Source organism: Bifidobacterium sp. N5G01 (assembly GCF_002742425.1).
GTDB classification, from domain to species: Bacteria; Actinomycetota; Actinomycetes; order Actinomycetales; family Bifidobacteriaceae; genus Bifidobacterium; species Bifidobacterium hominis.
The window spans coordinates 592,893-606,287 of sequence record NZ_NJNP01000001.1 but is presented as its reverse complement, the minus strand read 5'-3'; the positions used below and the strand labels follow the sequence as shown (position 1 = coordinate 606,287).

The following is a 13,395-nucleotide window of genomic DNA, read 5'->3' as shown; positions in this document are numbered from 1 at the left end:
ACTGCCGTGTGCCGAACGTTTTTCCTGCGCTAAAGTTCAAGACGGACAGGCGCGGGCAAGATGCGCGATGGAAGGGAATTCGTGAAAGGAATACCATGGTTGAGCAGTTCCCAATCGTGTTGAGGGGGTATGACAAGGAAAGGGTCGATGAGGCGTTCGCTTCGGCTCAGGAGACGGTGAACCGTCTGCGTGAGCAGGTCAAGACCGACGATCAGACCATCCTTGAACTGCAGGCACAGCTGCAGGAAGAGAAAAACAAGAAAGCCAACCCGAATTCGTTCGCATCTCTGGGTGCCAATGCGCAGCAGATGCTCGCCAGCGCGGAACAGACCAGCGCCGAGCTGCTTGACCGTGCCAAAAAAGACGCTTCCGCGGCACGTGCCACGGTGCAGCTGCAAGCCGAAACCCTGCTGAACAATGCCAAGCTCGACGCCAAGCGTATTCTCGACGAGGCTAACGCCAAGGCCGAAGCGGTGCTGTCGAAGGCTAACAACGATGCCGACACGTTGAAGTCCAACGCCCAGCGCGAAGCGGACCAGCTGCGTGGCGAAGCGCAGAAGGCCGTGGTGGCGCAACGCCAGACCGTCGATCTGGAATTGACGAACTCCCGTGAGGAGCACGACAAGCGTCTCGCATCGGAGCGTGCCACGCAGGAGCGTGAGCTCTCCGATCTGCGCGCCGAAGCCACCGAGCAGATCGCGGCGCAGCGCAAGAACGCTAATGACGAGATCAACCGCATGAAAAGCGAGACCAACGACCAGATCGAATCCGCGTTGGCCGAAGCCAACAAGAAGCTGGCCGACGTGCGTGAACAGGTGTCCAAGATGATGACGGACGCGCAGCGACGTGCCTCGGAAATCACGGATGCCGCCAAAGCCAAGGCGCAGGAGATCACCGACGAGGCCGAAGTGCATCGCACCAAGACCATCAGCCAGGTCAATGCCGAGGTGGAGCAGATCCGCGCCGATATTTCCGCCCAGCAGGATGAGGCCACGAAGAAGGTCAACGAGCTGCTCGCCGACCTGAACGAACGCCGTGAAACCGCCAAGAAGCAGTCCGACGAGCTGATTTCCGAAGCCCAGCATACGCGCGATGAGGCCGAGGCATACGCTTCCGACAAGCGAGACGCCGCCGACAAGCAGGCTGCCAGCATTCTCAAGCAGGCCACCGAAGAGGCCGACGAGCAGATCAACGAGCGTCGTGAGGCAGCCAAGAGCGAATTGGAAGGCGTGCAGAAGCGCATCGCCGACCTGCAGACCCGCGAAGCGCAGATCACGCAGCGTGTCAGCGAACTGCGTGCCATGTTTGCCAACGCGTTCTCCGATTTCGGTGCGAATGGCCTGTCCGTGGTCAATTCCATCGACGGCGAACAGCATGATTCCGCAGCTGAAGCTGAAACTCCGGAAGAATCGTACGACGAGGGCGAGCCCGTTGAGAACGAACCGGAAGTGACCTTCGACGAAGACGTTGTCTCCGACGAACAGCAGAATAATGACGACTTTGAAGAACCGTCCGAAGACGAGCAGTCTGACCAGGGCGAGGAAGCACAGGAGGAGCAGAACAATGACTGACATCACGCCGTTGAGCGCTGATGCATTGGCAACGCTGGTTGAGGATTTCGAAGCCAGCGACCACAACCGTATGGCCATGAACGCGGTCACCGCGGCGGGTATCAACAAGGTGGCGCGCAACTATGACCGCGCCCGCCTCATGCAGCGCAGATTCTCCACCATTGTCGACAATGGCACCGCCACCCATCAGGATCGTTCCGGCCGTTGCTGGCTATTCAGCTCGCTGAACGTGGCCCGCTTCGTGGCCAAGAAGAACATGGGTCTGAAGGAGTTCGAGTTCTCCCAGAACTATGCCATGTACTACGACAAGCTTGAGCGCGTCAACTACTTCCTGCAGGACGTGGCCGAACTTGTGAAGGCCGGCGAACCGTCCGACTCCCGTCTGATTCAGCATCTGCTCGCCGACGTGATGGGCGACGGCGGTCAGTGGACCATGGCCATGAACGTGTACAAGAAGTACGGTGCCGTTCCGAAGGATCTGTTCCCGGAAACCGAATCCTCCAAGAACACCGGCGAAATGAACGTGCAATTGCGTCGCCTGCTGCATACCGCCGTCGCACACATGTATGCCGATCCGGCTTCGATCGACTCGGTGATCGCCGAAGCGACCGCCGCCGGCCACCGCATTCTGACGATCCACTTGGGCGAGCCGCCGAAGAGCTTCGACTGGGAGTGGACCGACAAGGACGGCGAGTTCCACCGCGATGGTGAGATCACGCCTGTGGAATTCTGGCAGAAGTACGTCGGTTCCGCCGATTTGGAAAGCTACGTGTGCCTGGTCGACGATCCTCGTCAGGAGCATGCGAAGGGCAAGAGGATCGGTATCGAGCACTTGGGTAATGTGGCCGGGGGAGACCCGACCGAATACCTGAACGTGCCGAACCAGTTCATGAAGGATTGCGTGCGTCAGATTCTCGAAGAGCAGGGTATTCCAGTATGGTTCGGTGCCGACTGCCACCCGATGATGGATCGTGAAAACGGCGCTTGGGCTACTGATCTGTTTGAATACGGCAAGGTGTATGGCGTCGACTTCGATCTGAACAAGGAAGATCGCGTGCGTTTCGCCGATTCCGCAATGAACCATGCCATGGCGTTCGTCGGTGTGGACGTGGCCGAAGACGGCACGACCACCCGTCGTTGGCGCGTGGAGAACTCCTGGGGAGACAAGATCGCAGACAAGGGTTACTTCACCATGAGCGACGACTGGTTTACCGAATACGTGTACGAGGTCGCTGTGCCGAAGGCGCTGCTCCCTGCCGAATATCAGGCCGCTCTTGACGAGCCGGCCACCATGCTCCCCGCATGGGACCCGATGGGCGCTTTGGCTGACTGATACGTAAACCGACAAGCCGATTGACGAATGCCGACTGCATGGGACTTCGCAAAAAGTCCAGCATGCAGTCGGCATTCGTGTTATTCCACCTTTATCCGTTAAGGTAACTTCGGTGATTATCATCCATGCACAGTATGCATGAAACAGGTATGCAGGCATAAGGAGGAGCAGAAGAGATGTCAGGTCTTCGCGGTCCAGATAGTTCGAGGGATGCACAATTGTTGGATAACGCTGTGTTTCCGGAGACCGTGGATGTCAATATTCGACAGTTGGACCCGATTCCTGCTCCTCGATATTTTCTAAAGGAAATCCCGCTTACCGACGAGATGAGCGATCTGGTGTTGAAGTCCCGTCAGGAAATTCGCGATGTGCTGAACGGCAAAGACGATCGTCTGCTCGTCATCGTCGGTCCCTGCTCGATTCATGATCCGAAAGCCGCGCACGAATACGCCGCAAAGCTCGCGGCCGTCAAAAAAGAGCTGGAAGACCAGCTGGTCATCGTGATGCGCGTGTATTTCGAAAAGCCGCGCACCACCATCGGGTGGAAGGGACTGATCAACGATCCTGATCTCGACGGCCAGTTCAACATTCGCAAGGGCATGTGGCTTGCACGCAAGGTGCTGGCCGATGTGCTGAGCCTTGGACTCCCGGCAGCCACGGAATGGCTGGACCCGATCACCCCGCAGTACATCTGCGACCTGATCAGCTGGGGTGCGATCGGCGCTCGCAACACCGAAAGCCAAGTGCATCGCGAGCTCGCGTCGGGCATGTCGATGCCAATCGGCTTCAAGAACGCCACCGACGGTTCGATCAAGCCGGCAGCCGACTCCTGCTTCGCGGCCGCCTTCGAGCATCATTTCCTGTCCATCAATCTTGACGGACGTGTGATTTCCGCCGAAACCAAGGGCAATCCCGATTGCCACCTGGTGTTGCGCGGCTCCTCGCACGGCCCGAACTACGATACCGAATCCGTGGCGAAGGCGTTGGCCGATCTGAAGGTTTCCAAGGCGTCCGGCCCGAGCGAACACGGTCTTGTCATCGACGCGGCGCACGGCAACTGCGGCAAGGACGAAGTGCGCGAAGCTGAAGTGATCGAAAACATCGCCTCCCGCATCGCAGCAGGCGAACAGGGCATCAGCGGCATCATGATGGAAAGCTTCCTGAAAGCCGGCAATCAGAAGCCCGCTCCGCTCGACCAGCTCGAGTACGGCAAATCCATCACCGACGCCTGCGTGCCGTGGGAACGTACCGAACAGTTGCTGCGAACGCTTGCCGAAGCGGTCGAAAGCCGCCGCAAGCTTGCCGAATAATCGCGAATAAGCGTAAATAATCGTAAATAGAAAACCGTGCAAAAACCGCGTAATCTGCGTGATCGCACGGTTTTTGCATTGTGATTGCTATTCTTGGGAAAGATAGTGATTTGGAAAGATAGTGATTTCCAAGGAGAGCAGTGAGATGCAGCAGCAGCTGAACACGCCTGAAGAGCTTCGTGCCATCCGTCAGGCCATGGATGAAGGTAAGAATCCGCTGGTGGTTACGGATGTGCCACGATGGGAAGATCAGGTTGGCATCAGCCGCATTGTAAACCGCCGAGTGCTTGAATTTGAGGTGCTTCCCACACCGGCGCAAGTGTTGGGCGATCTGCCGCTCAGCGATCAGGCTCAGGAAATCGTCGCCTATTCTCGAGATGAGATTCGCGCCTGCCTATATGGTCAGGATGATCGATTGCTGGTGATTGTAGGCCCATGTTCCGTGCATGATCCTGCGGCAGCGCTCGACTACGCCCGTCGTTTGGCCGCGTTGAAAGACGAGTTGGCCGGCGAATTGCTGATTGTGATGCGCGTGTATTTCGAAAAGCCGCGTACCACAGTCGGTTGGAAGGGCCTGATTAACGATCCCGACATCGACGGCAGCTGCAATATCAAGAAAGGCTTGCTGTTGGCCCGCCGTACACTGCTTGGCGTATTGGACGCCGGTTTGGCTACGGCCACGGAATTCCTGGAACCAACCAGCCCGCAGTACATTTCCGATGCGGTCAGCTGGGGTGCGATCGGCGCTCGCAACACCGAAAGCCAAGTGCACCGTCAGCTCGCTTCGGGCATGTCGATGCCGATTGGCTTCAAGAACGCCACCGATGGTTCCATCAAAGCGCCGACCGATTCATGTTTTGCTTCGGCTCAACAGCACACGTTCTTCGGTGTCGATCACATGGGTCGCGCGGCCGTGGTCAAAACGCTCGGCAACCCCGACTGCCATGTGGTGTTGCGTGGTTCGAGCAGCGGCCCGAACTATGACTCCGAATCCGTGGCGAACGCCATGAAGCTGATCCGTGAGGAAATGCCAGCTGAATCCGCGGCCGCGCACGGCCTGATCGTGGACTGTTCGCATGGCAATTCCGGCAAAGACGAGCATCGTCAGGCCGAAGTGGTGCGCAATATCGCAAGTCGCATCGCCGACGGTGAAGAAGGCATCGCCGGCATCATGATGGAAAGCTTCATCGAAGGTGGCAGCCAAAAACCGGCGCCGCTTGCCGAACTGACTTACGGTCAATCCATCACCGACAAATGCTTGAGCTGGCAGACCACGGAACAGCTGCTGCGCGAACTTGCGCAAGCCGTGGGCAAGCGCCGCTGGAAGTGAGCGAAGCAAAAATAAGCGAAATCGAGCGAAAAGCGTAAAGCAATCGAAAGGAACGGACGTATGAGCACAATCGCCATCATCGGCGCCATGGACGAGGAAGTTGCCAATATCGCATCCGCATTGAGCGACATCACCGTAACGGAGGAAGCCGGCGTCAGTGTGACGCGCGGCGCCATCGAAACCAACAAGGGCACGCGCGTCAACGTTGCGGCAACGGTTGGCGGCATGGGCACCGTCAATATCGCCGCCACTACGCAGCATCTCATCGACGCAGACCAGCCTGACGCCGTGATCTTCTCCGGCATTGCAGGCAATCTCAACACGCATTTGCACATCAACGACGTGGTGCTTGGTGGTACGCTGCGCTACCTCGACACTGACATGCGTCTCGTCGGCCAATGGAAGCCAGGCACTGCGGATCAGCCGGTGGAGGAATTCCACTCCGACGGCCGTCTGATTGAAGTCGCCGATAAAGTGCTGACCGATCTGAATGTGCATCACATTACCGGCATCATCGCCACCGGCAACTATTTCGTGGATGATCCGAAGAAAGTGGAGCTGGTGATTCGCGAAACCGGTGCGGACGCGGTTGAAATGGAAGGCGCTGCAGTGGCGCATGTCGCGGCACGCAATGACCTGCCCGTGCTGGTCATTCGCGCGTTGAGCGACAATGCCGACACGGATTACGTGGAATTCAAGGAATTCGACATTTCAGAATATGCCGACACTGCGGCGAAAATCGCAGTGAACATCGTCAAGCGCATGTAGTCGCAACACGGCCCGTCCAGCGCGTCGACTGCTGGACGGGCCGTCTCATATTTCGATATGGCGAATCTCATGAAAGTGAACTGCAGGGAAACTTCCGATGGCGTAAGGGAATCACGTACGGAAATCGCTTTTCGGAACCGCTACTGTTGAAGAAGAATGACGGATTATCGGAAGGTTAACGTATGACGCTGGAGCACGTGGCGATGGCGATTGTGGTTGTCGCCGTCGCTGTGGTCGCCTTTCTGCTGGGGCGTGCCCGGGGCGTGCAGCTCAGGGAGGATGAGATCGATCCGAACGATCCAAGCCTGTTCGGCGCGCAGAAAAACATGTCGCTGTTCGGTCCGCGTGTGCCTGTGCAGTCCACGGAACGTCAGCTTATTGCCGTCATGCCGGAGGCGTTGATCGTCGTCGATTCGCTGGCATCGGTCAAATATGTGTCCCCGGGCGCGCAATGTTTCGGCATTGTTGAAGACCGTGCGGTGACGCTTGCCGAAATCCGCGATATTCTGCGATTGGTGTCGACCGACAGCGTGGTGCGTGAGCGTGAATTGTCGATTCCGTTGGATCGCGCCGCCCGTGCGGCCGCGAAGAACACCGACGGCAAGGGCATTGAGGCAGGCAAGTTCCGTCCTTCCGACACGCTGTATCTGCATGTGCGCGTCGGTCAGATTTCCGATGATCTGTTTGCGATTTTCATTTCCGACATGAGCGAGCAGCGTCGTTTCGAAATCATGCGTCGTGATTTCGTGACGAACGTTTCGCATGAATTGAAAACCCCGGCAGGTGCGATTTCCCTGCTTGCCGAAACGATTGGCGATGCTGCAGATGATCCCGATATGGTGAAGTATTTCGCTGGTCGTGTGTCCAAGGAATCCGAACGATTGACGGAATTGGTGCATCGCTTGATCGACTTGCAGAAGGCGCAAAGCGCGGCTGCGGTGCTCAATGCGGAACGGCTTTCCGTGCTTGCGTTGGTACGCGAGGCGATCGTCGAAAACCAAGTGAAGGCCGAATCGAAGCATATCAATCTGGTGCTTTCGTTGAATGGCAAGCAGAAGCTGGTGCACGTCGAGGGTGCCGTAAACGCTGTCGATGAGGATGATGTGTTCATCAACGCCGACCATGAAACCATCAAAACTGCGGTGAAGAATCTGGTGGAGAACGCCGTCAACTATTCTCCGGACCACACTACCGTCGCGGTCGGTGTCGGCAGTGGCGATGGCAAGGTCGCAATTCGTGTCGTCGATCAGGGCATCGGCATTCCGGAATCTTCGTTGGACCGTATTTTCGAGCGATTCTACCGTGTCGATCCCGCGCGCTCCCGCGAAACAGGGGGTACAGGATTGGGTTTGGCCATCACCAAACATTGCGTGCAGGATTGCGGAGGCACTATCGCCGTGTGGTCGCGTGAGGGTGAAGGTTCGACCTTCACCATCACCTTGCCCCAGGCACAATCGGAGCAAGACGAGAAATCTGCGAAATCTGAAACCGCGGAAATTAGTGAATCAGAGCAGCTTCCAATCGAATAATTCAAGAAAATAACCAAATCAGTCAACGTTCCAATCAACAAGAGCACACAGAGGAGAAGCATTGATGACGCGCATTCTGATCGTCGAGGACGAGGAATCGTATCGAGAGCCGCTGGTCTACCAGCTCACCCGCGAAGGCTACGACGTGTCCGCCGCGGCCACCGGTGAGGAAGGACTGGAACTTTTCACCAAAGGCGGCATCGATCTGGTGCTGCTCGATCTGATGCTGCCCGGGCTCGACGGCACCGCGCTATGCCGCAGAATTCGTGAACAAAGCCGTGTGCCGATCATCATGCTCACCGCGAAAAGCGCGGAAATCGACAAGGTGGTCGGTTTGGAAATCGGCGCGGACGACTACATCACCAAGCCGTACTCATTCCGCGAGCTGCTGGCGCGGGTGCGTGCGGTGCTGAGACGTAACCAGATGGTGGCCGACGCGACGGAAACCTCCGATGGCGATATTCCGCTGATCTGCGGCGACATTTCCATGAAGATCGGCCAGCATGAGGTGATGGTGCGCGGAGAGAACGTGTTCTTCCCGCTGAAGGAATTCGAGCTTCTCGAATATCTCATGCAGAACAAGGGACGTGTGATGACCCGCCACCAGCTGATCGACCGCATTTGGGGGTCCGATTACGTTGGCGATACCAAGACGTTGGATGTGCATGTCAAGCGTGTCCGCTCCAAAATCGAGGAGGATCCGGCGCATCCGAAATATCTGACCACCGTGCGTGGTTTGGGCTACAAAATCGACGTTCCTGCGGAATAAAGCGAAAATATCGCGATGGCTGAAAATATATATTATAAAATGCTGCGATTCCAGTAATCATCGCAAATTGCCGAAGTATTGATTATCGATTAATAACTGAATGTAAGACCGTGGTATCACGGTAGTCGCCGAAGATCGGTGAATGGAAATGACGAAAACGTCCGAAGTGTCGTAGAGTGTTCATCTTCCGTTCACCGATTTTGGTTATGCAGGCCCCAAACCACCAATAGGCTTGACATTGTCATGAAGAACGATGGCGACAACAGAACATGAAATATCAGAAACATGCGCCATCAGAAGGTTGACAGAGGGAAAAAGAATAATGCGTAATTCCATTCTCGTACGCTCCATTGCAGCTGTGTCCGGCATTGTGATGCTGGCTTCCGTCGCGGCTTGCGGCGACAACACTGCTTCCACCACTGATTCTTCAGCCAGTACCAACACCAAGACCACCGAGACCGTGTCCGGCAACTTCTCCGGCGCTGGAGCTTCCTCCCAGCAGGCTGCTGTGGAAGCTTGGATCGCCGGCTTCCAGGGCACCAACCCGGATGCCAAGGTCGCTTACAACCCGTCTGGTTCCGGCGCTGGCGTTTCCACCTTCCTGACCGGCGCCACCGCATGGGCCGGCTCCGATGCCTCCCTGTCCGATGACGAGGTCGAGCAGTCCAAGAGCGTGTGCGCTTCCGGCAACGCCTTCGACATCCCGGTCTACATCTCCCCGATCGCAGTGGTCTTCAACCTCAACGGCATCTCCGGCAAGGGCAAGACCCTGAACATGGACGCCGACACCATCGCCAAGATCTTCGACGGCAAGATCACCAAGTGGAACGATGACGCCATCAAGCAGCAGAACCCGAAGGTTGACCTGCCTGATCTCGACATCACCGTGGTGCACCGCTCCGACAAGTCCGGCACCACCAAGAACTTCCTGAGCTACGTCAAGGATGCCGCTGGCGACGCTTGGAGCTATGAGCCCGGCGAGAACTGGCCGAACGAGGTTGGTCAGGGCGCCAAGGGCACCTCCGGCGTGATCTCCACCGTGCAGCAGGCTGACGGCACCATCGGCTACGCCGACGCTTCCCAGGCTGGCGAGCTCGGCACCGTTGCAGTGAAGGTCGGCAACGATTATGTGCCGTTCTCCGCTGAAGCCGCCGCCAAGGTCGTGGACGCCTCCCCGCTCGACGAATCCGCCACCGGCGACAACCGTGTAGTCGTCAAGCTCGACCACAACACCACCGAGGCCGGCGCCTACCCGATCGTGCTTGTCTCCTACGACATCGCCTGCCCGGCATACAAGGATGCCAACACCGCCAAGTTCGTCAAGTCCTGGCTCACCTACGTGGTCAGCGACGAAGGCCAGAAGACCGCTGCTTCCGCAGCAGGCTCCGCCCCGCTGTCCGACACCATGCGCCAGAAGGTCCTCAAGTCCATCGACGCCATCGAAACCAAGTGAGCTTTGATACAGTAGGCGATAAGCTCTCGGTGAACGGCAACTGACCGTCTGTTTCAGGCCGCAGCCGCAACATGAAAGCGGGTGCGGCCTGAAACGGTACCTGTAGATGAAACGGAAATCGTAACCATCGAACGTCATCATCGCCAGTCATCGAACGTCATCGTAGACCTGTTCAAGCAATCGCAAGTTAAGGAGAACCCGTGAGTTCGCAAAGCAAAACGGCACAGCAGCCGGTAAGCGGCAAAAACGCGGACAAGGTGTTCAAGGGCGTGGCCTACGCCTGCGGCATCCTGATCCTCGTGGTGCTCGCCGCCGTCGCGCTGTTCCTGCTGTTCCGCGCATGGCCGTTGATCGGCGGCGATCAGCAGGCCAATAGCGAAACCATCAGCAACTTCACCGGCGGCAAGGCCTCCAGCTTCTGGGGCTACGTCGGACCGTTGCTGTTCGGCACCGTGCTGATCTCCGCGCTGGCACTGTTGATTTCCTTCTTCGTGTCGGTCGGCATCGCACTGTTCATCTCGCACTACGCGCCGAAGAAGCTCGCCACCGCCTTGAGCTATGTGGTCGATCTGCTTGCCGCAATCCCGTCCGTTATCTACGGTCTGTGGGGCGGCTTGGTGCTGGTGCCCGCCATCTACCCGTTCTGGAATTGGGTGGCCAAGTATCTTGGCTGGATTCCGCTGTTCGCAGGTCCTGCCGCCAATCCTTCCCGTACCGTCGCCACCGTGGCCGTGGTGCTCGCAGTCATGATTCTGCCGATCATCACCTCCATGTCTCGCGATATCTTCCTGCAGACTCCGCGCCTTCAGGAAGAGGCTGCGCTCGCATTGGGTGCCACTCGTTGGGAAATGGTCAAGCTTGCGGTGCTGCCGTTCGGCAAGTCTGGTGTGGTGTCCGCTTCGATGTTGGGCTTGGGCCGTGCTCTTGGCGAAACTATGGCCGTGCTCATGATCCTGTCTCCGGGCCTCAACTACTCCATCAAGCTGCTGCAGGCCTCGCAGAACCAGACGATCGCAGCCAACATCGCCGCGCAGTATCCGGAAGCCAACGATCTCGGCGTGTCCGTGCTGATCGGCACCGGCCTGGTGCTGTTCCTCATTACTTTCGTGGTGAATTTCATCGCCCGTAAGCTTACCGAGAAAGCGAGTGTGTGATGACCGCAGTGAATAACAACGCTTCTCCGATGGACGGTGCCCCCGTCATCGATTTCGACAAGTTCAAGCCGACGCGTTCCTTTACCGCTGCACGTAAGCGCAAGGATCTCGCGATGCGCGTGCTGATCGCGCTTGCGTTCATTGTGGCGCTGATTCCGCTGTTCTCGGTGCTGATCACCACCATAATCAACGGTGTCAAGAGGCTGAATCTCAACTTCCTGAGCTATAACATGACCGGCGTGGTCGGCGGCAATCCGACACCGTCCGGTGGTTACGGCGGTATTCAGCACGCCATCATCGGTACGTTGGAAATCACGTTCGGTGCTATGGTCATTTCCATTCCGATCGGTCTGATGTGCGCCGTGTACCTGGTTGAATATTCCAACCGTGGCAAGTTGGCTCGCGTCATCACACTGCTGGTCGACGTGATGAGCGGTATTCCGTCCATCGTCGCCGGTTTGTTCGCATTCTCGATGTTCGTGATTCTGATTGGACCTGGCACCATCAACGGTTTCGAAGGTTCCGTGGCATTGTCGTTGCTGATGCTGCCGACCGTGGTCAAGTCTTCCGAGGAAATGCTGAAGATCGTACCTCACGATTTGCGTGAAGCGTCGTACGCTTTGGGTGTTACCAAGCAGCGCACGATTACGAAGATCGTGTTGCGTACCGCTTTGCCGGGCATTGTTTCGGGTGCGATTCTCGCCGTCGCCCGTGTGATTGGTGAGACCGCTCCGTTGCTGATGACCGCAGGCTATATCGCTTCCACGAATGTCAACCTCTTCTCCGGCCAGATGACCACCCTTCCGGTGTACGTCTACCAGGAGTACTCCAAGCTCAACGCGAACTGCCCGGCTTCGGCCGACGCTTCTTGCGTGACCACCATCCCGATGGAACGCGCATGGGCTGCGGCTCTCGTGCTGATCCTCATCGTGCTTATCCTCAACCTTATCGGTCGACTCGTGGCGAAGATCTTCGCAGTCAAGTCGGAACGATGAGCGGTAGTCTTACATACAGAAACAACATATAAGGAACCAAAATGGGACAACGTATTGATGTCAATCATCTGAACATCTACTACGGCGACTTCCTGGCCGTTGAAGATGTGAACATCAACATCGAAGCCAACAAGGTCACCGCTTTCATCGGACCTTCCGGCTGTGGCAAGTCCACGGTGCTGCGCACGCTCGACCGCATGCACGAGATCATTCCGGGCGCCCACTGCGAAGGCGAGGTGCTGCTGGAAGGCAAGAACCTGTACGACAAGGACATCGACCCGGTTGCCGTGCGCCGCGATGTCGGCATGGTGTTCCAGCGCGCGAACCCGTTCCCGACCATGTCCATCCGCGAGAACGTGCTCGCCGGCGTGAAGCTCAACAACCGTAAGATTTCGAAGTCCGATGCGGACGATCTGGTCGAGTGGGCTCTGCGTGGCGCCAACCTGTGGAACGAGGTCAAGGATCGTCTTGATAATCCGGGCATCGGCCTTTCCGGTGGCCAGCAGCAGCGTCTGTGCATCGCCCGCGCCGTGGCCGTGCACCCGCAGGTGCTGCTGATGGACGAGCCGTGCTCCGCTCTTGACCCGATTTCGACGCTGGCTGTCGAGGATCTGATCAACGAGCTGAAGAACGACTACACCATCGTGATCGTGACGCACAACATGCAGCAGGCTGCTCGTATTGCCGATTACACCGCCTTCTTCAACCTGAAAGCCGTCGGCCAGCCGGGTCACCTCGAGTATTTCACCGACACGACCACCATGTTCAATAACCCCCAGAACGAAGAAGCCGAGCGTTACGTATCGGGACGCTTTGGCTGATCGGCAAAGCCGATCTGCCAAAGCGTAGCGTCGGTCCAGTGGACCGACGCAAGCGAGCTTTAGCGAGCCAGCGGATTGTGCTTCGCTTTGCGAAGCTCCTTAATTGCACGCGGCTGATCGGCAAAGCCGATCTGCCAAAGCGTAGCGTCGGTCCGGTGCGACGCCGTTAAGCAAACAGTCCAGTGGGCCGTTTGTAGGCGGCGCCGAGGTGCGACAGCATCGAGGCAGGAAATAGTGCCTTGCCTTGGCAGGGCTCCTTTTCCTGCGAGCTTGCACGCTTTGGCTGATCGGCAGATCATCTCTTACTCCCGCTTGCGGGGAATTGTCGTACGAATGTGCGGTCGAAAGCGGTTACTTCGCTA

Annotated in this window: 11 protein-coding genes; all 11 read left to right on the top strand. The window is 57.5% G+C overall.

Going from position 1 to position 13,395, the window contains the following annotated elements:
• Window positions 1–95: 95 nt before the first annotated feature.
• The 11 genes from CE168_RS02685 to pstB all read left to right on the top strand — a co-directional run bounded on the left by CE168_RS02685 (window position 96) and on the right by pstB (window position 13,033).
• On the top strand, window positions 96–1,571 hold the full coding sequence (locus CE168_RS02685; protein WP_099570994.1) for a cell division protein: 1,476 nt from the start codon (window positions 96–98) through the stop codon (window positions 1,569–1,571).
• The gene (locus CE168_RS02680) at window positions 1,564–2,904 is read left to right on the top strand and encodes a C1 family peptidase (RefSeq protein ID WP_099570993.1); all 1,341 of its coding nucleotides are present in this window, start codon (window positions 1,564–1,566) and stop codon (window positions 2,902–2,904) included. The genes CE168_RS02685 and CE168_RS02680 overlap by 8 nt, the downstream gene beginning before the upstream one ends.
• 176 nt (window positions 2,905–3,080) lie before the next feature.
• A complete protein-coding gene (locus CE168_RS02675; RefSeq protein WP_099570992.1) occupies window positions 3,081–4,214 on the top strand; it encodes a 3-deoxy-7-phosphoheptulonate synthase in 1,134 nt (377 codons plus the stop codon).
• A gap of 145 nt (window positions 4,215–4,359) precedes the next feature.
• The gene (locus CE168_RS02670) at window positions 4,360–5,544 is read left to right on the top strand and encodes a 3-deoxy-7-phosphoheptulonate synthase (RefSeq protein WP_099570991.1); all 1,185 of its coding nucleotides are present in this window, start codon (window positions 4,360–4,362) and stop codon (window positions 5,542–5,544) included.
• 60 nt (window positions 5,545–5,604) lie between these two features.
• Window positions 5,605–6,312: a 5'-methylthioadenosine/S-adenosylhomocysteine nucleosidase gene (gene mtnN / locus CE168_RS02665; protein WP_099570990.1), complete on the top strand. Its 708-nt coding sequence runs from the start codon at window positions 5,605–5,607 to the stop codon at window positions 6,310–6,312.
• Between the two features lie 182 nt (window positions 6,313–6,494).
• Complete coding sequence (locus tag CE168_RS02660) at window positions 6,495–7,841, top strand: sensor histidine kinase (RefSeq protein ID WP_099570989.1); 1,347 nt, start codon at window positions 6,495–6,497, stop codon at window positions 7,839–7,841.
• Window positions 7,842–7,905: 64 nt separating this feature from the next.
• The gene (locus tag CE168_RS02655; protein WP_099570988.1) at window positions 7,906–8,610 is read left to right on the top strand and encodes a response regulator transcription factor; all 705 of its coding nucleotides are present in this window, start codon (window positions 7,906–7,908) and stop codon (window positions 8,608–8,610) included.
• A 322-nt stretch (window positions 8,611–8,932) separates the two neighbouring features.
• A complete protein-coding gene (pstS, locus tag CE168_RS02650) occupies window positions 8,933–10,063 on the top strand; it encodes a phosphate ABC transporter substrate-binding protein PstS (protein WP_099570987.1) in 1,131 nt (376 codons plus the stop codon).
• Window positions 10,064–10,263: 200 nt separating this feature from the next.
• On the top strand, window positions 10,264–11,217 hold the full coding sequence (pstC, locus tag CE168_RS02645; RefSeq protein WP_099570986.1) for a phosphate ABC transporter permease subunit PstC: 954 nt from the start codon (window positions 10,264–10,266) through the stop codon (window positions 11,215–11,217).
• Window positions 11,217–12,212 carry a phosphate ABC transporter permease PstA gene (gene pstA, locus CE168_RS02640; protein WP_180753664.1) on the top strand — a complete coding sequence of 332 codons (996 nt, stop codon included), beginning with the start codon at window positions 11,217–11,219 and terminating at the stop codon, window positions 12,210–12,212. The genes pstC and pstA overlap by 1 nt, the downstream gene beginning before the upstream one ends.
• Before the next feature lie 41 nt (window positions 12,213–12,253).
• Window positions 12,254–13,033, top strand: coding sequence for a phosphate ABC transporter ATP-binding protein PstB (gene pstB, locus CE168_RS02635; RefSeq protein ID WP_003836065.1), 780 nt, complete (start codon window positions 12,254–12,256; stop codon window positions 13,031–13,033).
• Window positions 13,034–13,395: the final 362 nt, after the last annotated feature.